This window comes from Leisingera sp. UBA4491 (assembly GCF_002388965.1).
GTDB classification, from domain to species: domain Bacteria; phylum Pseudomonadota; class Alphaproteobacteria; order Rhodobacterales; family Rhodobacteraceae; genus Leisingera; species Leisingera aquaemixtae.
Map to the genome: position 1 here is coordinate 1 of NZ_DGNN01000024.1, position 23,814 is coordinate 23,814.

At 64.4% G+C, this 23,814-nt stretch carries 20 protein-coding genes and 1 pseudogene; 15 read left to right on the forward strand and 6 right to left on the reverse strand.

Annotated features, from left to right (window positions below; all coding sequences use genetic code 11):
* From B2P87_RS12615 to B2P87_RS12640, 6 genes are all read right to left on the reverse strand, one after another.
* Positions 1 to 518: hypothetical protein (locus B2P87_RS12615; protein WP_286852644.1), on the reverse strand; the 518-nt coding region annotated here is incomplete at its 3' end.
* Positions 515 to 922 carry an ExbD/TolR family protein gene (locus tag B2P87_RS12620; protein ID WP_058284687.1) on the reverse strand — a complete coding sequence of 136 codons (408 nt, stop codon included), beginning with the start codon at positions 920 to 922 and terminating at the stop codon, positions 515 to 517. The genes B2P87_RS12620 and B2P87_RS12615, both read right to left, overlap by 4 nt.
* Entirely contained in the window at positions 919 to 1,329 is a 411-nt protein-coding gene (locus tag B2P87_RS12625; RefSeq protein WP_286852645.1) for an ExbD/TolR family protein, read from the reverse strand. The genes B2P87_RS12620 and B2P87_RS12625 overlap by 4 nt, the downstream gene beginning before the upstream one ends.
* 145 nt (positions 1,330 to 1,474) lie before the next feature.
* Positions 1,475 to 2,092 (reverse strand): MotA/TolQ/ExbB proton channel family protein, encoded by a 618-nt coding sequence (locus B2P87_RS12630; RefSeq protein ID WP_141892263.1) that lies wholly within the window; start codon positions 2,090 to 2,092, stop codon positions 1,475 to 1,477.
* A gap of 3 nt (positions 2,093 to 2,095) precedes the next feature.
* On the reverse strand, positions 2,096 to 2,515 hold the full coding sequence (locus B2P87_RS12635; protein ID WP_141892262.1) for a hypothetical protein: 420 nt from the start codon (positions 2,513 to 2,515) through the stop codon (positions 2,096 to 2,098).
* A 65-nt stretch (positions 2,516 to 2,580) separates the two neighbouring features.
* Positions 2,581 to 3,426 (reverse strand): hypothetical protein, encoded by an 846-nt coding sequence (locus B2P87_RS12640; RefSeq protein ID WP_141892261.1) that lies wholly within the window; start codon positions 3,424 to 3,426, stop codon positions 2,581 to 2,583.
* A 185-nt stretch (positions 3,427 to 3,611) separates the two neighbouring features.
* Here B2P87_RS12640 and tssA point away from each other — a divergent pair, with 185 nt between their 5' ends.
* The 15 genes and pseudogenes from tssA to B2P87_RS12715 all read left to right on the forward strand — a co-directional run bounded on the left by tssA (position 3,612) and on the right by B2P87_RS12715 (position 23,806).
* Entirely contained in the window at positions 3,612 to 4,670 is a 1,059-nt protein-coding gene (gene tssA / locus B2P87_RS12645) for a type VI secretion system protein TssA (protein ID WP_141892260.1), read from the forward strand.
* Between the two features lie 71 nt (positions 4,671 to 4,741).
* The gene (gene tssB, locus B2P87_RS12650) at positions 4,742 to 5,257 is read left to right on the forward strand and encodes a type VI secretion system contractile sheath small subunit (protein ID WP_058284681.1); all 516 of its coding nucleotides are present in this window, start codon (positions 4,742 to 4,744) and stop codon (positions 5,255 to 5,257) included.
* Positions 5,258 to 5,272: 15 nt separating this feature from the next.
* A complete protein-coding gene (tssC, locus tag B2P87_RS12655) occupies positions 5,273 to 6,769 on the forward strand; it encodes a type VI secretion system contractile sheath large subunit (protein ID WP_058284680.1) in 1,497 nt (498 codons plus the stop codon).
* 68 nt (positions 6,770 to 6,837) lie between these two features.
* Entirely contained in the window at positions 6,838 to 7,338 is a 501-nt protein-coding gene (locus B2P87_RS12660) for an Hcp family type VI secretion system effector (protein WP_058284679.1), read from the forward strand.
* A 91-nt stretch (positions 7,339 to 7,429) separates the two neighbouring features.
* A complete protein-coding gene (locus B2P87_RS12665) occupies positions 7,430 to 8,233 on the forward strand; it encodes a type VI secretion system accessory protein TagJ (protein WP_058284678.1) in 804 nt (267 codons plus the stop codon).
* The gene (gene tssE / locus B2P87_RS12670; RefSeq protein WP_141892259.1) at positions 8,226 to 8,723 is read left to right on the forward strand and encodes a type VI secretion system baseplate subunit TssE; all 498 of its coding nucleotides are present in this window, start codon (positions 8,226 to 8,228) and stop codon (positions 8,721 to 8,723) included. Before B2P87_RS12665 ends, tssE begins: the two co-directional genes overlap by 8 nt.
* Position 8,724: 1 nt before the next feature.
* A complete protein-coding gene (gene tssF / locus B2P87_RS12675) occupies positions 8,725 to 10,602 on the forward strand; it encodes a type VI secretion system baseplate subunit TssF (protein ID WP_141892258.1) in 1,878 nt (625 codons plus the stop codon).
* Positions 10,566 to 11,621, forward strand: coding sequence for a type VI secretion system baseplate subunit TssG (gene tssG, locus B2P87_RS12680; protein WP_141892257.1), 1,056 nt, complete (start codon positions 10,566 to 10,568; stop codon positions 11,619 to 11,621). The genes tssF and tssG overlap by 37 nt, the downstream gene beginning before the upstream one ends.
* 1 nt (position 11,622) lies before the next feature.
* Positions 11,623 to 14,346 (forward strand): type VI secretion system ATPase TssH, encoded by a 2,724-nt coding sequence (tssH, locus tag B2P87_RS12685; protein WP_141892256.1) that lies wholly within the window; start codon positions 11,623 to 11,625, stop codon positions 14,344 to 14,346.
* 59 nt (positions 14,347 to 14,405) lie between these two features.
* Positions 14,406 to 15,641 carry a hypothetical protein gene (locus B2P87_RS12690; RefSeq protein ID WP_141892255.1) on the forward strand — a complete coding sequence of 412 codons (1,236 nt, stop codon included), beginning with the start codon at positions 14,406 to 14,408 and terminating at the stop codon, positions 15,639 to 15,641.
* 87 nt (positions 15,642 to 15,728) lie between these two features.
* Positions 15,729 to 16,559, forward strand: coding sequence for an ion transporter (locus B2P87_RS12695; protein ID WP_058284722.1), 831 nt, complete (start codon positions 15,729 to 15,731; stop codon positions 16,557 to 16,559).
* Positions 16,552 to 17,043, forward strand: a pseudogene (gene tssB, locus B2P87_RS12700) (type VI secretion system contractile sheath small subunit); the annotation flags it as partial. The gene B2P87_RS12695 and the pseudogene tssB (B2P87_RS12700), both read left to right, overlap by 8 nt.
* A gap of 351 nt (positions 17,044 to 17,394) precedes the next feature.
* The gene (locus tag B2P87_RS20025; RefSeq protein ID WP_338034741.1) at positions 17,395 to 21,012 is read left to right on the forward strand and encodes a type VI secretion system contractile sheath domain-containing protein; all 3,618 of its coding nucleotides are present in this window, start codon (positions 17,395 to 17,397) and stop codon (positions 21,010 to 21,012) included.
* Between the two features lie 64 nt (positions 21,013 to 21,076).
* A complete protein-coding gene (locus B2P87_RS12710) occupies positions 21,077 to 23,188 on the forward strand; it encodes a type VI secretion system Vgr family protein (RefSeq protein ID WP_141892253.1) in 2,112 nt (703 codons plus the stop codon).
* Positions 23,189 to 23,197: 9 nt separating this feature from the next.
* On the forward strand, positions 23,198 to 23,806 hold the full coding sequence (locus B2P87_RS12715) for a DUF6931 family protein (RefSeq protein ID WP_058284721.1): 609 nt from the start codon (positions 23,198 to 23,200) through the stop codon (positions 23,804 to 23,806).
* Positions 23,807 to 23,814 lie beyond the last annotated feature (8 nt).

The window sequence follows — 23,814 nt, forward strand, 5'->3', positions numbered from 1 at the left end:
GCCGCGGCGGCGGCCGCGGCCGGTTGCACCGCTGCCGGGGCCGGGACCGCCTGGGCGGATTGCGGCTCCGCTGCCACGGCGGCCAGGACAGGCAGGCGGACGCCGGGCAGGCTGGCGGCAGGCGCGGAGGTGCTGGCGAGCATGTCGGGCAGAGCCTGTGCAGGGGATGCCGCAGCGGCCTGAGCGGCAGCGGGTGCAAGGCTGGTTGCTGGCGGGGCGGCAGAGGCGAGGCGGCCGGCTGCGGGAGCTTTCGAATGCGCTTTGGACAGCGGGATGCTGCCTGCGCTGAGGCCTTGGCTTTGCGCTTGAGATTCAGGGGCTTGCTTGCCTTTCGCCGCCTGCGGCACGGCCTCGGACCGCGGGATGCGGTGGGCCTGCAGGTTGAGGGCGCTTTCCGGTGCGGGCTGCTGCGGCAGCGGACCAGGAGAGAGCGAGTTCAGCAGCGCGGCGGCTCCGCCAGCGTGGACCAGGGCGGAGGCCGCAAGCCCCAGCACCCATATGGCCGGGGTGCGCATCACCCGTCCGTTTCCGGGGTGACGACCAGCACCACCTCGCGGAATCCCAGCGCTTCGCCCTCAGCCACCAGCGGCAGCACTTTGCGCAGTTCAGCCGCGCGGTGGGCGTTGATGCGCAGGCGCAGCTCCGGATCGTCTGCCAGCAGGGCGGAGAGGGCAGGGGAGAGGGCGCTGCGGGCGATCGCCTCCCCGTCGAGCGCCAGGGCGCCTTGGGCGGAGATGGCCAGGGTGACGCCGCCCGAGGGCATATCGCGGCCGGTGACGGCGGTGGCGGGGCGGACGTCAAACGGGGCGGTTGCGTCCATCCGGCCGATCAGCATGAAGAAGACCAGCAGGAAGAACACCACGTCGATCAGCGCGATGATGGTTTCCGAATGCGGGTTGCGGGCCGGGCGGTTGAGCTTCATGGCGCCGCCTGCAGCCGCAGCACGCGCAGGCGGGTGACGCCGGCCAGGGCGGCGCTGTCCATCACCGTGATCAGCGCCTGGGTCTGCGCCGCACCGGAGGGCAGGATCACCACCTGGGTCAGCGGTTCCCCGGCCACGGCGGCGGCGAGGGCGGCTTGCAGGGTTTCCGCGTCCAGCGCGGTGCCGCGCAGTACCGGCACGCCGTCGGCGCCGAGGCGGATCATCAGGGTGCCTGCCGGGGACTGGGGAGTGCCCGCAGCGCCTTCGGAGGGTTTCACCGCCGGGATCATGTCGAGGTTCAGGTAGGTGGAGGTCACCATGAAGAACACCAGCAGGATCAGCATTACGTCGATCATCGGCACCAGCGAGATCAGGGCGCGGGGGCGGGCGGGCCGGTTGAGGGTCATGCCGCCCTCGAAGCCATTCCCCTACGGAGGCTCGCGCCCGGTTCCGAGGGGGGGCGCATTCGCGCCCGCCCTGTGGGGCGGGGCCGGGCGCGAACCGGACCGCAAGCGGTCCGGTGAAGAATTGACTGAGAGCAAGAGGCCATTTTTAACGCGACCCGTCGATCAGCAGCAGGCGGCCGGCGGCGCTTTCGATGGCTTGCGCGGCGGCGTCGATGCGGGCGGCGAACAGGCCGGCGGCGACGGCGGCGGGGATCGCCACCATCAGGCCCGCGGCGGTGGTCAGCAGCGCCTGCCAGATGCCGCCGGCAAGCACCGAGGCGTTGGCGGCGCCTTGCGCCAGCTCCAGCTCCTGAAAGGACTGAATCATGCCCAGAACGGTGCCGAGCAGCCCTAGCAGCGGGGCAACCATGGCGATCAGCTCCAGGAGGCGGATCAGGGAGTTCATGCGGCTGACTTCCTCATTGCCGCGGCGTTGCAGCTCATCCTGCAGCAGCGGGCCGCGCAGGCCGTCCTGCAGTGCCTGCATGGCATAACCCATCACCCGGCCGGCGGGGGATGGGTCGGTCCCGATGCTTTGCTGAGCACGTGTGCGGTCGCCGTCCCGCCACAGGTCCAGGGCCTGTTCGCGGGCCGCCGCGCCGGAACGCACCGGCCAGAGCTGGATCAGCTTCACCGCGATCACGGTCACCGACAGCAGCGACATCAGCGCCAGAAGCGCAATCACCGGGCCGCCGGTGCCAAGCATATCCCAGGTGCCGCTCATGGCTTATTTCACCAGCGGCGCGGCGGCGCGGGAACCGAGCTCGAGGATCGGGAAACAGTCGATCTGGTCCTCGTTCTGGGGCTGGCAGGAGGTGATGTCATGCAGCAGGATTTCAGAGATGTTGCCGCAGGCGATTTCCGGAATCTCGAACAGTTTCAGGGTGGTGCGCTGGACCGGCAGCGGGGCGGCATCAATCGACAGCAGCCGGTCGATCACCCCCTGGCCGTCGAGAATGGCGAGCGACATCTCGAAGCCTTCGAAGCTTTTGCCGGTCTGGTTGCGGAACAGGAAAAAGGCGCGGCAGCCGCCGCCCTCGATCTCCTCGGTCTTGTTCAGCTCGACCCGCAGCGGGCCGGTTTCCGCCGCGGCGGCGAGCGGCAGGCAGATCAGGGCGAGGGCAGTCAGCAGGCGGGTCAGGGGCATCACTGTCTCCGGGGTGCGGTGGGAGGCCCAGCCCGCAACCGCTGCGGGCCGGGCTGTTGTTCGGGTCAGGCCAGGGCTGTCAGCGCCTTTTCGATGCGGTCCATGGCATCGCGGGCGGAGTCGAGGTCGCGGCGTTTCAGGTGCCGGGCGGCCACGTGCAGGGCGCGGGCCAGCCGGCTGCGGGCCTTGCCCGGGGCGCGGGCGACGCTGGCCTGCAGCGACTGGGCGCGCTTGACCTGCGCGCCCAGGCTGCGCTGGTCCATTTCGCGCTGGCCGCGTTTCATTGCTTTGGCCTCGTCCTCGCGGTCCTTGCCGGTGCGGGCGACAGCGCGTTCGATCACCAGGATCATCGTCTCAGCCTCCTGCAGGCGGCCCTGGTTGATCAGGCTGACGGATTTCGCCAAGGCGCGCTTGAGCTTCAGCTCCAGCGGGCCGGGGGCGAGGCTGATCCGCGGCTGGATGCGCTTGAGGCGGCGTTTCAGCGGCGCGACGGCCTTTTCGCCGATGTCCGGGGCAGAGATGCCGGCGGCGGTCTCCTCTGTCACCTGGCCCTCGGGCTTTTCCGGCTTGAGACTGTCCAGCAGGTTGCCGCCGTCGTCGTAGAACAGCACGTTGACCTTGGGCTTGCCGCGCTTGAGGAATTTCTTCAGCTCAGTGATCATGCGCTGCGGCGCGGTTTCGCAGATCATCTCCATCGCGCCGGAGCGCACCACATAGGTTCCCCAGGCCATTGGCGGCCCGCCGCCTTCCTTCTTCATCGGGGGTTTCAGGGTTTCCGGTTTCTTGCCCGGCTGGATCATCAGAAGCGGGTCTTTGCTCTGGTCCAGACAGAAGGCAAAGCTCATCCTTTTCTTGGCGCCCTCGCGGACCATCGCTTTGACTTCCTTGCCGGAAATGCGCTCAATACTCATTATTCACCCGCCTCAAAAAGGTGTGAAAACATTTGACTTTAGGATGCCGATAAGGCTCTCTTGGGGTCAAGTTTTTGTTTGAGATTAGGGCATCCTTAACCGCCAGTTCTGAAAAGGGTGGGGGGCTGCTTGACGTTACGTTAACAAGGCCGCAAAACCGGAAGAAAAAGCGGGGGGGCGATTAGATGGATCCGGCAGTATTGCTGCAGTCCAAAGGGGACGATTCGCCCAGCGGCGACAACCTCGAATACGACCCGGCCTTCACCGAGATGGAGCTGGCGGCTCAGCCCGGGGAAGAATCCGTTGTCGGCAATGAGACGATCGCCGCCACGGATCCGGATTACCGCGAAGTTCAGAAGAAAGCGCTGGAGGTGCTGGAGCGCAGCCATGATCTGCGCGCGGCGGTGTTCCTGGGCGATGCGCTGCTGCATTCCGAGGGTCTGCCCGGCTTTGCTGATGTGACCACCTATATCCGCGGCTGCCTGGAAGAGTTCTGGGAGACTTGCCATCCGGAGCTGGATGAGGATGACGGCGACCCGACGATGCGGATCAACGCGGTGCAGGACATGTGCGGCCAGCCGGACGGGATGGCGGGAGCGTCGCCGCTTTACCGCTCGCTGCGGCGGGCGCCGCTGACCGAAAGCCGCGGCTTCGGCCGGTTCTCCCTGCGCGACATCGAAATTGCCGAAGGCATGATGACCGCGCCCGCGGACATGGAGCATATCCCCGACACCGCCACCATCGGCGCCGCCTTTCAGGACAGCGATGAGGATCTCATCGCGGAGCGGCTGGCGGCCATTGAGACGGCGGAGAAGAATGTCCGGGCGATCTCGGCGGTGTTTGATGCGCAGACGCCGGGGCAGGGGCCGGATCTGAGCGCGCTGATCAAGCTGCTGCAGCAGATCGCCAAGCGGATCCGCAACTATGCCGGTGCCGGTGCGGATGAGGCTGCCGAGGGTGGCGCCGAAGAGGATGAGGCCGTGGAGGCCGGGGCAGCCGCCCCGGCTGCGGCTGCAGCGGGCCGGCCGGCGGGCGCGATCAACTCACCCGCGGATGTGTCCAACACGCTGGACCGCATCATCAGCTATTACCGGCGGGCGGAACCTTCGAGCCCGCTGCCGATCCTGCTGGAACGGTGCAAGCGGCTGGTTGGGGCCGATTTCCTCACCATTATGAAAGACATGGCCCCGCAAGGGGTGGATAACGTCCACCTGATCGGCGGCATCGAAGAAGACGATGACTGACGGACACGGCAGACAGCCGCGGCGGACCCCGCCGCGGCACCCGTGACAGCAAGACGAGCAAGGAGACCTAGATGGCCGGAAGTTCACAGAAATTCATTGCACGCAACCGGGCCCCACGGGTCCAGATCGAATATGACGTGGAGCTGTATGGCGCCGAAAAGAAGGTGCAGCTGCCGTTTGTGATGGGCGTGATGAGCGACCTGGTGGGCAAATCCGAAGTGGAGCAGCCCGCGGTGGCGGACCGCAAGTTTCTGGAAATCGACGTGGACAACTTCGATGACCGGATGAAGTCGATGGCGCCGCGCGCCGCCTTCACCGTGCCCAACACGCTGACCGGCGAGGGCAACCTTGCGGTCGACATCACGTTTGAGAGCATGGACGATTTCAAGCCCGCAGCCATCGCCGCCAAGGTGGAGCCGCTGCGCGAGCTGCTGGAAGCGCGCAGCCAGCTGTCGAACCTGATGACCTACATGGACGGCAAGACCGGCGCCGAGGATCTGATCTCCAAGATCATTCAGGATCCGAGCCTGCTGAAAACCCTGGCCGCGCAGCCGAAACCCGGCGGTGACGCCGAGAGCGAAGAATAAAAGGGGAGGACAAAGATGGCTGAAGAAGAACTCCAGGCGGAAGCCGCTGCCGGTGAAGCCGCCTTTGGCTCTGCCGAATTTGCCAACCTGCTGCAGAAGGAATTCCGCCCCAAGTCGGATCAGGCCAAGACTGCGGTGGAGAGCGCGGTCAAGACCCTGGCCGAGCAGGCGCTGGCAAACTCCGCACTGATTTCCGACGACGCGCTGCGCTCGATCGAGAGCATCGTGGCGGAGATCGACAAGAAGCTGACCGAGCAGGTGAACCTGATCCTGCACAATGAGGATTTCCAGCAGCTGGAAAGCGCCTGGCGCGGGCTGCATTACCTGGTCAACAACACCGAGACGGACGAGCAGCTGAAGATCCGGGTGATGCCGATCACCAAGAAGGAAATGTCCAAGACCCTGAAGAAGTTCAAGGGGACGGCCTGGGATCAGTCGCCGCTGTTCAAGAAGATCTACACCGAGGAATTCAGCCAGCTGGGCGGCGAGCCCTATGGCTCTTTGGTGGTGGATTATCACTTTGACCATTCCCCGCCGGACATCGAGCTGCTGGGCGAGCTGTCCAAGATCGCCGCGGCCGCGCATGCGCCGCTGATCACCGGCGCCAAGCCAACGCTGTTCCAGATGGACAGCTGGTCGGAACTGTCGAACCCGCGCGACCTGACCAAGATCTTCCAGACCCCGGAATATGCCGCCTGGCGCAGCCTGCGCGACAGCGAGGATGCCAAATACGTCGGACTGGCGATGCCGCGGTTCCTGGGGCGTCTGCCCTATGGCTCCAAGACCGACCCGGTGGAGGAGTTTGCCTTTGAGGAAGACACCGCAGGCGCAACCAGCGAGAAATACGGCTGGGTCAATGCGGCCTACGGCATGGCGGTGAACATCACCCGGTCGTTCAAGATGTACGGCTGGTGCTCGCGCATCCGCGGGGTGGAAAGCGGCGGCACGCTGGAAAACCTGCCCAGCCACACCTTCCCGACCACCGATGGCGGCGTCGATCAGAAATGCCCGACCGAGATTGCCATCGACGACCGGCGCGAGGCGGAACTGGCGAAGAACGGCATGATGCCGCTGATCCACCGCAAGAACACCGACGTTGCGACCTTCATGGGCGCGCAGTCGCTGCACAAGCCGGCCGAGTACGACGATCCGGACGCGACCGCCAACGCCAACCTGGGCGCGCGGCTGCCGTATCTGTTCGCCACCTGCCGCTTCGCCCACTATCTGAAGTGCATGGTGCGGGACAAGGTCGGCTCGTTCAAAAGCCGTCAGGACATGGAATCCTGGCTGCAGGACTGGATCAACAACTATGTTGATTTCAACGCGGATATCTCCTCGGAGAACGAGAAGGCGCGCAAGCCTCTGGCCGCAGCCGAAGTGGTTGTGGAAGAGGTAGAGGGCAACCCGGGGTATTACACCTCGAAATTCTTCCTGCGCCCGCATTACCAGCTTGAGGGGCTTTCCGTCTCGCTGCGGCTGGTATCGAAACTGCCCTCGGAAAAGGGAGGCTGATTTCCCACTCTCCAGCCTCACTCCCATCATACTGCAGTAGAGTTCTTAGTTTTTGAAAGGATAGAAAAATGGCTGCAAATATGTTCGTGCAAATCTCGGACATCGAAGGCGACGCCACCGAGGAACAGCACAAGAAATGGATCGTCGTTCAGTCCGCGAGCTGGAACGTCGAGCGTGCCGTGGAAATGACCGACCTGGGTTCGACCCAGCGGATGCATGCGAACTCCAACTTCGGCAAGGTCGAGCTGACCTCGCAGATGGGCAAGGCGTCCAACGGTCTGGCCCTGTCGGTGGCAAACGGCACCGTGCGCCCGGAAATCGTCATGCATTGGTGCCGTTCGGGTGACAGCGCCAGCCAGGGCCTGCTGGTCTATTCGACCTGGAAGTTCAAGGATGTGGTGGTGGACAGCTATTCCATCTCTGCCAGCGAAGACGGCATCCCGGAAGAGACCTGGTCGCTGGCCTATGCGTCGCTTGAGCATGAGTACAAGTCGACCAACCAGAAAACCGGTAAACTGACCACTGAAGGCACCTTCAAGTGGAACGTGCAGACCGGCAAGGTCGAGTAAAGCTTTGCGCTGGCCCCGGGCGTATCGGCGCCCGGGGTCCGTTTTTTCTGAAGCATTTGCAGCATCCATCCACGTTGCGGAGTAGAGCCCCATGACACCCGAAGAGCATCTGAAGGCCGGTGATCCCAGGGCGGCGCTGGAGGCGCTGCAAGCCAAGATCCGCGCGGACGCGAGCAACGCCAAGCTGCGGGTTTTCCTGTTTCAGCTGCTGTGCGTGCTGGGCGACTGGAAGCGGGCGATTGCCCAGCTCAAGGCGGCGGCGGGGCTGGATGAAGGCGCCACGGTGATGGCACAGGCCTACCGGGAGGCGATCATCTGCGAGGTCTACCGCGAGAAGGTCTTTGCCGGGGAGAAATCGCCGCTGATCCTGGGCGAGCCGGAGGAATGGCTGGCGCATCTGATCGAAGCGCAGAAGCTGCTGGCAGCCGGCAATCCCAAGGAGGCCGCGGAGCTGCGCGCCAAGGCGTTCGATGCGGCACCGGCCAGCCCGGGCGAGGTGAACGGCAAGCGGTTTGAATGGATCGCGGACGCTGACATGCGGCTGGGGCCGGTGCTGGAGGCGATTGTGAACGGCAAGTATTACTGGCTGCCGTTTTCCAAGATCGTCTCGTTCGAAGCAGAAGAGCCGAGCGACCTGCGCGATGCGGTCTGGACGGCCGGAACCCTGACGCTGGCGGGCGGCGGTTCGGTGGCGGCGATGATCCCGACCCGCTATCCCGGCAGCGAGAAGGCGGACGGGCTGTCGATGCTGGCGCGCGCCACCGTGTGGCAGGATGCCGGCGGGGAAACCTATACCGGTCTGGGCCAGCGGCTGCTGGCGATCGGCGATGAGGACATTGCCATCATGGACGTGCGCACACTCCGGATGGATGGGCACGGCGAAGAGAATGGCTGACAAGACACTGGCCGAGCGCCTGCAGCCCTCGCTGCTGGACCGGCTGACCGACAATGCGCCAGGCGATCAGAAGGAAACCCGCGAGAGCCGGGTGATCGACTTGGTGCGGCTCAGGGAGATCATCCAGCGCGATCTGTCGTGGCTGTTGAACACCCAGAATGTCGAAAGCCATTTCGATGCGGAGAGATACCCGTCGGTGTCGGCCTCGGTGCTGAACTACGGGCTGGTGGAGGTGGCGGGCGAAGCCTCGACCTCTGAGAAGGCGGAAGCGATCCGGCGGTCGATCAAAAAGGCGATTGCCACCTATGAGCCGCGGATCATCGACGGCTCGGTCGATGTGCGGCTGCAGGAGGGGACCGACGCCACCGAGATGACCGTCGGCCTGGAGATCCGCGCTGACATGTGGGCGCAGCCGATGCCGCTGGAGCTGTATCTGCGCAGCAAGGTCGATCTGACCACCGGCGAAGTGGAAATGGAAAGGGCGCTGTGACATGGATACACGGCTGCTGACCCATTACGAAAACGAGCTGAATTACCTGCGCGACATGGGCGCGGAGTTTGCCGCCGCCTATCCCAAGATCGCCGCCCGGCTGGGGATGGAGGGGGTCGAGGTGCTCGACCCTTATGTGGAGCGGCTGCTGGAGGGCGCTGCCTTTCTGACCGCGCGGGTGCAGCTGGAGCTGGAGCTGCAGTATCCGAACTTCACCTCGAACCTTCTGGAAATCATCTATCCGCATTACCTGGCGCCGACGCCGTCGATGATGATCGCGGCGTTTGAGCCGGATGCGGCGAACTCGGCGGTGAAAAGCGGCTATGTGCTGAAGCGCGGCGCCACCCTCAGGTCGCGGCTGACCGAGGGCGAGCAGACGCCCTGCGAATTCCGCACCGCCGCCGATCTGACGATGTGGCCGATCCAGATCACCGAGGCGCAGTGTATCGACGGCCGCGGCGAGCTGGTCGCGGCGGGCGTGGCCACCGGCTATGACGCGCGGGCGGGCATCCGGCTGCGCATCAAGCGGATTGACGGCGACCCGATCAGAAAGCTGGAGATGGACAAGCTGTCGCTGTACCTGTCCGGCTCCGCGGGCAACAGCTGGCCGCTGCTGGAGCTGCTGTGCACCCAAGTGCAGGGGATCGTGGCGCGCTCGACCGACCGGCGGGCGGACTGGCAGCTGCCGCTGCGCGGCGCCAAGGTGGTGCAAAAGGGGTTCAGCCCCGAAGAGGCGCTGTTGCCGCTGCCGCGCCGGGTCTATGACGGCTACCGGCTGCTGCAGGAATATTTCGCGATGCCGGAGCGGTTCCGCTTTGTCGAGCTGCAGGGGCTGCGGGCGGGGCTGGAGAAATCCGCCGGCAGCGAGGTGGATCTCTATATCCTGCTGCGCGAAGGCATGCCCGAGGTGGCCCCGATCGTGGTGCCGGAGGTGTTCCAGCTGAACGCGGTGCCCGCCGTGAACCTGTTTGAGAAGCGCTGCGACCGGGTGCGGATTGCGCCGATTGATACAGAGCATCACGTGATCCCGAACCGCACCGCGGGTCTCGATTTCGAGGTCTACGCGTTGCAAAGCGTGGTCGGGATCAGCGGCGAGGGCGAGGACGACGTGGTGTTCCGCCCGTTCTATTCCGCCAATGACTTCACCGCGGCGGGCGAAAGCCACCCGGCCTATTACACCGTCAAACGGCGGATGCGGCAGCGCTCGGAGAAGGAGCGTTTGCGCGGGGTGCGCAGTTCTTACCTGGGATCGGAGGTGTTCCTGACGCTGGTGGACCGGGCCCAGGTGCCCTATTCGCCGGGGCTGGAGCAGCTGGCGGTCACTGCGCTGTGCACCAACCGCGACCTGCCGATGCTGCTGGCCACCGGCAATGACGATGTGTTCCACCTGCCCGAAGGCGGGCCGGTCAAGAAGGTGACGCTGCCGGTGTCGCCCACCCGCCCGCACCCGACGCTGGCGCAGGGGGACACCGCCTGGCGGCTGATCTCGCACCTGAGCCTCAACTACGTGTCGATTGCCGAAACCGGCAAGGGCCAGTCGGCGGAGGCGCTGCGCGAGCTGGTTGGGCTGTATGCGCCCTTGGGCGACCGGGTGACGGAAAAGCAGCTGGAGGGCATCCTGTCCGTTGGCGCCCGGCCCATCGTGCGGCGGATGAGCGACGAGGTGCTGTCGACCGCGGTGCGCGGCCTGGAGATCACCCTGGGCTTTGACGAGAGTTTTTTCGAGGGCAGCAACATCTATGCGCTGGGGGCCGTGCTGGAACGGTTCTTCCGCGGGTATGCCAGCATCAACTCATTCACGGAGACAGTCCTGAAGACTGAAAAACGCGGGGAAATTGCCAGATGGCGACCGGAAAAGGGCCTTGGCCGGATGATCTGAGCCTCTATGGCCGGCTGGCTGCGGAGCCTGAGAAACACCACGTTTTTCAGGCCCTGAGGGTGTTGGAGGCGCATTTCGGCGACGCCCCCCGCCTTGGCGAAAGCCGCCGCCCGCGCCAGGACAGGCTGCGGCTGGGGCAGGAGGCGGAACTGGCCTTCCCGCCCTCGACGATTGCCGCCTTCAAACCGGCGGAGGGTGATAAACCCGCGGTGCTGACCAACCGCTTCTTCGGCCTGTTCGGGCCGCAAGGGCCGCTGCCGCTGCACCTGACCGAATACGCCCGCGACCGCAAAAGGAACCACCGCGATCCGACAATGGTGGCCTTTGCCGACATGCTGACGCACCGGCTGATGAGCCTGCTGTTCCGCGCCTGGACGCAAGGTTCGCCAGCGGTCAGCTTTGACCGGGCCGATGATCCGATGGCGCGCAAGGTGGCGTCTCTGATCGGCTATAATGGCTTCAAGTTCACCGGCCGGGACGAGATGCCCGACCTGGCCAAGCTGCATTTTGCCGGCCACCTGGCCCGCGGCGCGAAGAACCCGGACGGGCTGGTGTCGATCCTGGCAGCGTTTTTCGAGGTGCCGGTCAGCCTGGAGGAATATGTCGGCAGCTGGCTGGAGCTGGAGCCGGATGACCGCTGGGGCCTGGGCTATGGCGGGCTGGGGCAAAGCACCAGCATCGGCGAAAAGGTGTGGAGCCGCACCGCCAAGTTCCGCATCCGCATCGGGCCGCTGACGCTGAAGGATTACGAGCGGCTGCTGCCGGGCGGTGAAGCGCTGAAACGGCTGCGCGCGATTGTGCGCTCTTATGTTGGCGATGTGCTGGATTGGGACGTGAACCTGGTCTTGGCGGGCGATGAGGTGCCGCGCGCATCCTTGGGCGGCACCACCCGGCTGGGGCACACCAGCTGGATCCGCTCGCGCCCCGATCCGGATGCGGACCAGCCGGACGTGAATGATTTGTACCTGTACCCGGGATTTGGCGCCGGGGCTGAAGAGCGAGTAGAGGGAGGGATTTGAGATGACCGAGATCAGCCGCGTGGCGCTGTTTGGCAAGCTGAACAAGCTGGGGTACCAGGCCGTAGAAAGCGCAACCGTGTTCTGCAAGATGCGCGGAAACCCCTATGTCGAACTGGTGCATTGGATGCATCAGCTGCTGGCGCAGCAGGACAGCGATCTGCACCGGATCATTCAGCATTACGATCTGGACACGGGCAAGATTGCCGCCGAGCTGACCCGCGCCCTGGACATGCTGCCGCGCGGGGCGTCGACGATCTCCGACCTGTCGGACCACCTGATGGACGCGATGGAGCGGGGCTGGGTCTGGGGCTCGCTGCTCTATTCCTCCGGCCAGGTGCGCAGCGGGCATCTGCTGTTGGGCATTTTGAAGACGCCGGCCCTGCGCAATATTCTGTCCACCATGTCGCCGGAGCTGGCGAAGATCGGCGCCGATGATCTGGCGGACAACTTCCATGAGGCCACCGATGGATCGCCGGAGGAACGGCTGGGGGCGCAGGACGGCTCCAACGTCACCGGCGGCGGGGCGGAGCCGGGCGAGGCGTCCGGCGCGATGGCGCCGGGTGCGATGGGCAAGGGCGAGGCGCTGGAACAGTTCTGCACCGACCTGACCGAGCAGGCCCGCAATGGCGAGATCGACCCGATCGTGGGGCGGGACGAGGAAATCCGCCAGATCGTTGATATCCTGATGCGGCGGCGCCAGAACAACCCGATCCTGACCGGCGAGGCCGGGGTGGGCAAGACCGCGGTGGTCGAGGGCTTTGCGCTCAGGATCGCGCGCGGTGATGTGCCGCCGGCCCTGCACGACGTGCGGCTGCTGGCCCTGGATGTGGGGCTGCTGCAGGCCGGTGCCAGCATGAAGGGCGAGTTCGAGAACCGCCTGCGCCAGGTGATTGACGAGGTGCAGGCCAGCCCGGTGCCGATTGTGATGTTCGTGGATGAGACCCACACGCTGGTGGGCGCAGGGGGCGCGGCGGGCACCGGCGATGCGGCCAACCTGCTGAAACCGGCCTTGGCGCGCGGCACCCTGCGCACCATCGGCGCGACGACCTGGGCCGAGTACAAGAAATACATCGAGAAAGATCCCGCGCTGACCCGCCGCTTCCAGGTGGTTAAGGTGGATGAGCCGGGTATCCCGAAGGCGGTTCTGATGATGCGGGGCATTGCCTCGATGCTGGAACAGCACCACCGGGTGCAAGTGCTGGACGAGGGGATCGAGGCTGCCGTCAGCCTGTCGGCCCGCTATATCCCGGCGCGGCAGCTGCCGGATAAATCGGTGAGCCTGCTTGATACCGCCTGCGCCCGCGTGGCGGTGAGCCAGCACGCCGTGCCTGCCGAGGTCGACGACAGCCAGCGCCGGATCGAGGCGCTGACCACCGAGCTGGAGATCATCGGCCGCGACGAGACTGCCGGTTACGAGGTTGCCGACCGGCGCGAGGCGGTGCAGGCCGCCAAGGCTGCCGAGGAGGAGCGGCTGGCCGGTCTGACCGAGCGCTGGAACAAGGAAAAGGCGGTGGTCGAAGGCATTCTGGAGCTGCGCGCCAAGCTCCGGGAGGGGGCCGCGCCCGTGGACGCTCCGGCTGATGCCGGGGACGACGTGGCGGAGGGCGCCGCCGGCAGTCCGCTGACGGATGAGGAACGCGCCAAGCTGATGCAGGAGCTGAAGGACAAGAACGCGGAGCTGGAGGCGCTGCAGGGCGACAGTGCGCTGATCCTGCCGATTGTCGACCATCAGGCGGTGGCCTCGGTGGTGGGCGACTGGACCGGCATCCCGGTGGGCCGGATGGTCAAGGACGAGATCCAGACCATCCTGAACCTGGAGGAGCATCTGGCCAAACGGGTGATCGGCCAGGACCACGCGATGAAGATGATCGCCAAGCGGATCCAGACCAGCCGGGCAGGCCTCGACAACCCGAACAAGCCGATTGGTGTGTTCATGCTGGCCGGCACCTCCGGTGTCGGCAAGACCGAAACCGCGCTGGCGCTGGCCGAGGTGCTGTACGGTGGCGAGCAGAACGTCATCACCATCAACATGTCGGAATACCAGGAGGCCCATACTGTCAGCAGCTTGAAAGGCGCGCCGCCGGGTTATGTCGGCTATGGCGAGGGCGGGGTGCTGACCGAGGCAGTGCGGCGCAAGCCTTACTCAGTCGTGCTGCTGGATGAGGTCGAGAAAGCGCACCCGGATGTGCATGAGATTTTCTTTCAGGTGTTCGACAAGGGCGTGATGGAAGACGGCGAGGGCCGCGTGATAGATTTCAAGAACACGCTGATCCTGCTGACCTCCAACGTCGGCACCGAGACGATCATGGATCTGTGCTCCGATCCCGATCTGATGCCGGAGCCGGAGGGCATGGCAAAGGCGCTGCGCGATCCGCTGCTGAAGGTGTTCCCGCCAGCGCTGCTGGGGCGTCTGGTGACGATCCCCTATTACCCGCTGTCGCCGGACATGATCGCCGAGATCACCAGGCTGCAGCTGGGCCGCATCCAGAAGCGGGTCGAGGAGGCGCACGGGGTGCCGCTGGTGTATTCCGATGCCGTGGTCGACAAGATTGTCGAGCGCTGCCAGGAGCTGGAGTCCGGCGGCCGGATGATCGACGCCATTGTCACCAATTCGATGCTGCCGGATATCTCCAACGAATTCCTGCGCCGCCTTATTGAGGGCACGGAGGTCAAGAAGGTCGATATCGGCGTCACGGACGGCGAGTTTTCCTATGCGTTTGAGTAACGCGGTGCCAGACAACCGGCCTGCGCATTGAAATTAAACAGTCACAAGGGAGAGACCTGATGGCCAAGACAACAACCGTTAAGCATAAGTTCTATGTCGTTGATCTGGTGCGGTCCAAGCCCAAGCTGCAATACATCGAGATCCCGAAATACCGGGTCGATGTGGAGCTTGAAGTCACCACCACGGGCACGCTGAAAAAGCCGGATCCGGCGCCCTCGACCAAACTGAAGCGCCTGGAAGAAGCCGGCATGGTCGAGCTGGAGCGCTATGAGAAGGTGATCACCGAAGAGGCGGTGAAGCTGGACGCCAAGGTCGGCAAGCTGATGGAGACGCCCGGGGCGGCGGCGCAGAAAGAAGCGGAAAAGATGATCCAGGCGACCAACGCCTCGATCAAGAACGCGATGGATTCGGCGGAAGGGGCCGCCCAGAAAGCCATCGAAGCGCGGCTCAAGAAGGAAGCCCAGGGCGACAAGCTGCTGAAGGAGGCGCGGGTCAAGACCACGCTCAAGGTCGGGCTGGGCACGATCAAGATCGCAGGCTCCGTGGCCAAGCTGGTGGCGACCTCCGGGGCGGATGTGACCTCTTACAAGACCATCGTGACGGAGGTTGTGAAGCTGGGGCTGGAGATCAATCAGCAGCTCAAGAACGAGGCCAAGCTGCGCAAGGATCTGTATACCGGGATCCAGGCCTATATCACCCTGCGCGGCACCGTTCTGATGCAGGCGGCGGAGCGGCAGGGGATCACCGACACGTCGGGGATTTCGGTGAAGAAGCCGATTGAGGCGATCAAGAAGCTGACCGCCAAGGCGCTGGCGATGGGCGATGAGGTGACCAAGGGCAAGGACGCCAAATCCATCGCCAAGAACCTGCTGGATGCCACCGTCAAGGGGATCTCGGCCAAGGTGAATGACGCTGAGAAAGCGCGCAAAGCCTACCGCGAGCACACCACCAAGACGCGCGGCAAGACCGACAGCCTGGGCGTTTCGGCGGACAAGCTGATGAAGAAGGTGCGCGCGTCGAAAACCCTGAAAGAAGGCGTCAAACTGGGCGCGGAATGCATGACTCTGAAACGCGCCGCCAGCGAACTGGCCGCCAAGCTGAAGGAGCGCGAAGCCTATCTGGAGGAAATGCAGGCCCTGATGGAGGGCAACGGCATGAAGATCGACGACCAGACGACGATCCAAAAGCTTAAGGAGCTGGACAAGAAGTCGATTGCCTCGGAAGCGGCCACGCTGATGGGCGCAATCAAAACCGTCAAGACCTTGGTGGACAACGTCAGCAAGGCGGTCGCCTGATCCGGACCGGCAAAGCAATGGCCCGGCCCAAAGCCGGCCGGGCCGCAGACAGGGAGAAGACCAGTGGAAACCCAGGCCAGCACCGGCATGACGCTTCGGGACCGCGCCCGCGAATTCGTCGAGCGCCCCTGGGTGACGAATACCATTCTTGGCATCATCATCTTTAACGCCATCACCCTGGGCCTTGGCACCTCTGCCGCGGTGCGGGCGCATGCGGGCGGGCTGCTGGATGTGATCGACACCGCGGTTCTGACCATCTTTGTGCTGGAGCTGGCGCTGAAGCTGTTTGCCTATGGGTTGCGGTTCTTCTCCTCTGCCTGGAACATCTTTGACCTGGTTGTGGTCTCTTTCGGGCTGCTGCCGGACAGCCAGGGCCTGTCGGCCTTGCGCGGCCTGCGGGTGGTGCGTGCCCTGCGCCTGCTGTCGGTCATTCCGCAGATGCGCGCGGTGGTGCAGGCGCTGCTGGATGCCTTGCCGGGCATGGGCGCGGTGATCGTGATGATCTCCATCGTGTTTTACGTCTTCGGCGTGATGGCAACGATGATGTACGGGCAGGCCTTTGACGAATGGTTTGGCACTCTGGGCCGGTCGCTCTATTCGCTGTTCCAGATCATGACGCTGGAAAGCTGGTCGATGGGCATCGTGCGCCCGGTGATGGAGGAGTTCCCCTTTGCCTGGTCGTTCTTTGTGCCCTTCATCGTGATCACCGCCTTCTCGGTCCTGAACCTGTTTATCGGCCTTCTGGTCAACACCATGCAGTCGGCGGTGGAGGCTGAGGCCGAGGCGGAGTTCGAGAAGCTGCGGGACTTGGTGAAATCGGAAACGGACGTTGTCGATGCCCATGTCCTGGAGCTGCATGAGCAGATCAAGGCGCTCAGGGCTGAGATCGCGGAAATGAAAGGGCAGGGCAATGGCTGACAGCTCGCAGAAATTCATCGCCCGCAACCGGGCGCCGCGCGTTCAGATCGAATATGATGTGGAGCTCTATGGCGCCGAGAAGAAGGTGCAGCTGCCCTTTGTGATGGGGGTGATGAGCGATCTTTTGGGGAAATCCAAGGTCGAACAGCCCGCGATTGCAGACCGCAAATTCCTGGAAATCGACGCCGACAACTTCGATGAGCGGATGAAGGGGCTGGCGCCGCGCGCCGCCTTCACCGTGCCCAACACGCTGACCGGCGACGGCAATCTTTCGGTTGATCTGACGTTTGAGAGCCTCGCCGATTTCTCGCCCGGTGCCATTGCCGCCAAGGTCGATGCGCTGCGGCCGCTGCTGGAGGCGCGCACCCAGTTGCAGAACCTGATGGCCTATATGGACGGCAAGACCGGGGCCGAGGCGCTGATCGAGACGATCCTTAACGACCCGTCGCTGCTGGCTGCGGTGTCGGCGCCGGCGGCGGATGCTCAGACCGCGGCGGCGCTCGACTCCTTGCGCACTCTGGAGCTTCCGGAGGCGCAGGCGGACACCACGGGTGACGTGCTGGCGGGGCTTGCCGCACAGGCCCCGGAGGACGCTGAGGCAGAGGATGCTGCGGGCGGCGTTCTGGCAGGGCTGCGGGCGGCAGCGCGTGAGGAGCCGGAAGCAGATGATGGTGCAGCGGATGTGCTGGCCGGCCTGAGTGCGGCGGCACCAGAAGACGAAGACCAGGGCGATGAAGCCGGGGAGGCGCTGGCCTCGCTGGCTGCTGCGGGGGTTCCGGACGCCGGAGAGAGCGATCAGACGGGCGCCGTGCTGGAAGGCTTGGCGCAGGCAGAAATGCCCGATGCGGAAGAGGATACGTCCGGCGCTGGGCTCGCCGGGCTGGCGGCGCAAGAACCTGAGGAGACTGCCGGGGAGGATGCCGCTGGCGCGGCGCTGGAGAGCCTTGCGGCGGTTGAGATTGCTGAGACCGCGGCGGAGGACGCTTCGGGCGTGCTGGACGCGCTGGCGGATCTGGATGTGCCGGAGGCCGCTGTGGAGGAGGATCATTCTGCGGTACTGCAGGGGCTCGCCCCGGCCGAGGTGGAGGACGAGGCTGAAGACGCTGCAGGGGCGGCGCTGGAAAGCTTGGCTGCCGTGGAGGTTTCCGAAGACGCGGAGGAAGATGTCTCCGGCGTGCTGAGCGGGCTGGCCGATCTGGAACAGGCTGAGGAAGACAGCGGCGCGCAGGCCGCGTCGGCCTTGGAGAGCCTGGCGGATGCAGCAGTTCCGGATGCTGAGGAAGAGGACGGTCTGGAAGACGTGCTTGGCAGTCTGCTGGAGGATGCAGCCGAAGAGGAAGACGCCGCCAGCGAAACAGAGGATGCGCTGGAAAGTCTGGCCGCTGCCGGGATTGAGGACGCGGATGACGGTGGAGCGGAGGACATTCTTGAGGGATTGCTGGATGCCGCGCCGGACGACGCGCCCGAAGAAGAAGATCTGAGCGCCGTTCTGGACAGCCTGGAAGCACCGGAAGAGACCGAAGAAGCGGACGCCGCCGGGGATGTTCTGGCTGGTTTGGCGGATGATCTGCCGGAAGGCGATCCGGAGGATGAGACGGATCTGGACGATATCCTGGGCGGCCTTGACGCGCCGGATGAAGAGACCAGTGAAGATGGCCTGACTGCAGCGCTCGACACGCTGAAGGCGCCGGAAGACGAGGAGGGTGTAGACAGCGGCTTGGATGATCTGCTCGCGGACCTCGGCAGCGGCGTGCTGGAAGACGAGGCCGAGGAAGACACCGCTGATGTGCTGGCGGAACTCGCAGGGGCAGACGAGGCGGAGGACACAGACAGCGGTGATGCGGATCTGGATGCGCTTTTGGCCGGCGGGCTGGATGAGGATGACGATCTGGACAGTCTGCTGGGCGGTCTGGATGCGGAGGAAGACACGGAGAGCGATCCAGATACACTGTTGGGCGATGCGGCGGACGAAGCGGTTGCAGAGGACGCGGCAGAGGATAGCGGTTTGGATGATCTTCTCAGCGGCTTGGACGCCGGGGAAGAGGTGGACAGCGCCGATCTGGACGCGCTTCTGGCTGATGATGAGGCCGCCGAAGAAGACGGTGGTGATGATCTGGACGCCTTGCTGGGCGGATTGGACGAGACGGTAGAGGACGCCGGGGAGGATGCCGGGGACAGCGGACTTGATGATTTGCTGGGCGGTCTGGATGACGATGGCGGCGAAAAGTCCGGCGACGCTGACGGTGATGATCTGGACGAGCTGCTGGGCGGGCTGGATGAGGATGAGGCCGGCGAGGATGCCAGCCTGGATGACCTGCTGGGCGGCCTTGGCAGCGACGAGGACGGCGACGGTGATCTGGACAGCCTTCTGGCCGGTCTTGGTGAAGAAGCGGACGCTGAAGAGGCGGACGGCGCGGAAAGCGCCGAAGATGACCTCGATGCGCTGCTGGGCGGGCTGGGGGACGCGGATGCGGATCTGGACAGCCTGATGGGCGATGACGGGGACGTGGACCTGGATGATCTTCTTGGCGGTCTTGGCGATGACGATGAGGACACCGCCGGGGATGGCAGCGATGATCTGGATGCGCTGTTGGGGGATCTGGACGACGGCGGCAACGCGCCAGCGGCAGAGACTGCCGGGGCGGAACTCTCGGACGAACCGGAGTTTGCCTATGGCACCATGAGCGCGGAGCGGCCTGCCGCGCAGAAGCTGGCGCGCAAGCGGTTCCGGGTGGCCGTTATGGGCGATTTTTCAGGGAGAGCGGCCAAGGGGCAGCTGGAAACCGGCGATGCGCTGGCGGCACGCAAGGCGATCCTCTTGGACCCGGATACGGTTGAGGATGTGATCGAGCGCTTTGCCACCGAACTGGTGCTGCCGATTGGCAAACAGGGCGCCGGGATTGCGGTGAAGCTGGAGGATCTGGACGGTCTGCATCCGGATGAACTCTATGAAAACGTGGAGCTGTTTTCCGAGCTGGCGGGCCTGCGCAAGCAGCTGCAGAGCGGGGCAACCGCGGATCACGCCGCAAAAACGCTGAAGGCCTGGGCGGAGAAATACGGCACCAAGGCGCGGGCGCCCAAGCGGACCTCGGCAGGGAATGCGGTGCCTGCGGACAAGCGGCTGAGCGCCTTTCAGCAGCTGATCAAAGATACCGGCATCACCCCGCGTGCGGCCTCGCCGGTGGAGGACCTGCTGGCGCGAGTTGTCGGCCCGCATATCCGGGCGCTGCCGGACCCGGACCTGGCGGCGATGCAGAAGGCGGTGGATGAGGCCTTGTCTGATGCGATGCGGCTGGTGCTGCATCATCCGGAGTTCCAGTCGGTCGAAGCGCAGTGGCGCTCGCTGGATCTGATGGCGCGCTCGATCGAGGCGGACGATACGCTGGATGTGATGCTGTATGACATCTCGGCAGAGGAGCTGGCGGCGGATCTGGCGGCGGAGGACGATCTGTCCAGAACCGGCTTGGTGCGGCTGCTGACGGAGGAGCCGCTGGACGAGGAAAACGGGCGCGGCGGCTATTCGGTGCTGATCGGCATGTATCAGTTCGAGGAAACCCCGCCGCATGCAGAGCTTTTGGGCCGGATCGCGCGGGTGGCGGCGCATGTGGATGCGCCGTTCTTTGCGTCCATTTCGCCGGAGTTCCTGAAAACGCCCAAGGCGGAACGGCCCAAGCTGGTGGCGGAGGCCTGGGACACGCTGCAGGGCATGGCGGAGGCTGGGCATCTGGGGCTGGTCAGCCCGCGGTTCTTGCTGCGGCGCCCCTATGGTGAGAAAACCGAACCCTGCTATGAGTTTGATTTTGAGGAGTTTACCGAAACGGAAGGCCTGAAGGGTATGCTTTGGGCCAATCCGGTGGTGCTGGTGGCGATCCTACTGGGCCGGTCCTTCAAGGAGTTCGGCCCATCGCTGCAACTGGGCAAGATCATGTCTTTGGGGGGAATGCCCTATCATTATGTGAGCGACAGGTTTGGCGACCAGGTGGCGCTGCCCTGCACGGAGCGCAATATCGACCTGAACAAGATTGCGATGGCGCAGGAGCGCGGGTTCATGGCGGTGAGCGCGGTCAAGGGACGGGACGAGGTGCGGCTGACCTCCTTCAACTCCTTGAAGGGCAGCCAGATCCTGGGGCCCTGGACCGGACTGCCGGCGCCTGAGCCTTCGCCGCCGGACCCGCGCGGGCTGCCGGAACCGCCGGTTCCTGCGGGCGGCGGCGATGATAACGATTTGGACCTGCGGGGCGATGATGGCGGCGATTTCGGCCTGGATGATCTGGACCTCGGGGAAGATGACGACGGCCTGGATCTGAGCGGCCTGGATTTCGACGCTGAGGACGGCGGCCTAGATGATCTGGATGACCTTTTGTCGTCGTTTGGGGATGACGGCGATGAGGATGACGATGACGGCGGCGAGGAAATGGATGCAGAGCTCGCCGCGCTTTTGGATGATTTGTGATGCGTATGTTTGAGAACACTGCCGGCGATTACCGGACCGGTTCCCGTCGCGGAAAGGAGGAGACATGGTTGTAAGCAAGGGCCATGAAAACGACCTCGTCTGGATGTCGGGGACTTATGCCACCGACGGCCTGATGATGAGCCGGGCCATCGTGCGTGAGGGGCTGAGCAAGCTGACCGAGACTACCATCGAGTTTGCCGCCACCAAGGCCCAGCCCAAGCTGGAGGACCTGGTCGGCAAGCAGATGAACGTGCATGTGATGCGCCAGCAGACGGAGCATCAGTTCAACGGTATCTGCGTCTCGGTCGAGCATCTGGGGTTCCGCAACGGCTATGAGATGTTCGTGGCCGAAGTGCGCCCCTGGTTCTGGATGCTGACGCGGACCTGCGATCTGCGGGTGTATCAGGACAAGACCACGGTCGAGATCATCAAGCAGCTGTTCAGCGAATACGGTTTCAGTGATTTCACGGACAAGCTGAGCGACAGCTATACCACACGCGAATACTGCCTGCAGTACCGCGAGAGCGACTTTGATTTCCTGTGCCGCCTGATGGAGGAAGAGGGGATCTATTACTATTTCGAGAGCCCGGTTGGCGAAACCACGCGCGAAAAGCTGATATTGTGCGACGGGGTCAGCGGCCATTCCCCGATCAACGGCGGATCAACTGTCGAGTTCCACGCCCGCGACGACAGCGACCGGCGGCGCGAGGAGCATATCTCCGAGTGGACCAAGGATGAGCGCGTGACCCGCGGCAAGGTCACGCTGAACGATTTTGATTTCCTGACGCCATCGGCGGATCTCAAGGCCACCTCGGCAATTGCCAAGGGCAAGCATTCCTACAAGGACTATGAAGTCTACGACTACCAGGGCCATTACCGGAAGGATTCCACCCTCGGCACCAAACTGGCGCGGGTGCGGATGGAGGCGGAGGCGATCAGGCACATTCGCTGGCGCGGCGCCTCCAGCGTGCCGACGCTGGTCACCGGCTGCACCTTCACCATGAAGGAGCACCCGGTGAGCGAGAATAACAAGGAATACCTGGTGATTGATGCGGAGCATCACATCAAGGTGGCCTGGGATTACGGCGAGCGGGAAAGCCAGAAGCGGAAGGAGGTCGCCACCAAAGGCGCAATGCGCCGCGATCTGAAGGCGAAGAACATGGATGTGCCGGCGGAGATGGAGCACGACGTTTATGCCTCGACCTTCGGTGCGATCCTGAAATCCGAACAGTTCCGGGCGCCGCTGGTGACCCCCTGGCCTGAGGTGCAGGGGCTGCAGACCGCAACCGTGGTCGGCCAGAGCGGCGAGGAGATCTGGACCGATGAGCACGGGCGCATCAAGATCCAGTTCCACTGGGACCGGGAGGGCAAGAAGAACGAGACGTCCTCCTGCTTTGTGCGGGTGATGACGCCCTGGTCCGGCAAGAACTGGGGCATGGTGGCCATCCCGCGGATGGGGCAGGAGGTTGTAATCCAGTTCGAGGATGGCAACCCGGACCGGCCGATCTGCACGGGCATGCTTTACAATGCCGAAACGATGCCGCCCTATACCTACCCGGACGATCAGACCCAGCTGGGGATCAAGACCAACTCCTCCAAGGGCGGCGGCGGCTATAACGAGCTGATGTTCGACGACAAGAAGGACAGCGAACTGATGCGGGTGCAGGCGCAAAAGGATCACCAGATGCTGGTCAAGGACCGCTCGACGGTGACGGTTGGCCTGGATGCGCCCGATCCGGAGGTTACGTCTGCGGATGAAAAGAGCTATGTGTTCACCGTCCAGCAGCACATGACGGAAACCGTGCATCAGGGCGACCGCACCGAAGTGGTGGAGACCGGCGACAAGTCGGAGACCATCCAGACCGGCAACATGACCCTGGACATCGACACCGGCAACCTGACCGAAACGATTGCCCAGGGCAACCATACGGAGACCGTGTCGCTGGGCAATCTGACCGTCGATGTGACCGCGGGCAAGATCGCGATGAGCGCAGGCCAGGAAATCAAGCTGACCGTGGGGGCCTCAGAGGTCAAGATCGACAATTCCGGCGTGACCATCAAGGGGCCGATGATCAAGATCGAAGGCACCGGCATGGTCGAAGCAAAGGCACCGATGACCACCGTGAAAGGCGAGGCCATGCTGACCCTGAAGGGCGGCCTCACGATGATCAACTAGGTGGTGCAGATGCCGGGAAGATTTGAAAAGCTGGTCAAGATGCCCGCCGATCCGGTGGCCAAGCTGCTGTCGCGGGCAAATGTGATCCTGAAGACGCCGCTGGAGGCGCCGCCGACGGCGCAGGCCGGGGCGGTGCTGGAGGAACTGGACCGCAAGGGCGCGCTGGTCGATCTGTTGCGGGTGCTGGCGGTGCTGCTGCCGCCGCGGGAACGGGTGTGGTGGGCCTGCCTCGCCGCACGGGACTATATCGGGCCGCGGTCGGACAAGGACCCGGCCGCGCTGAAGGCGTCCGAGGCCTGGGTGTTCGAGCCCACCGAGGAAAACCGCGACAAGGCGCGGATCACCCTGGATCATGCCTATGTCGATGATGACACGGTGAATTGCGCGCTGGCGGTGCTCTATGCCGCCGGAACGCTGGGACCCGGAGAATTGAACCAATATCCTGCCCCCGCAGGGGCCTCTGAGGCGGCCGCCTTTGCCATGAATATGGTGGCCTTGGGTCAGTTGTCTGATAAGTTTGAAGAACACGGCGGCGTTCTGGTGGAACGGGCGCTGGATATCGCGCGCGGGGGCAAAGGTCAGGTGATCGAAGTCCCCCAGCACGCGGCGCAGGACTGACAGGGAGG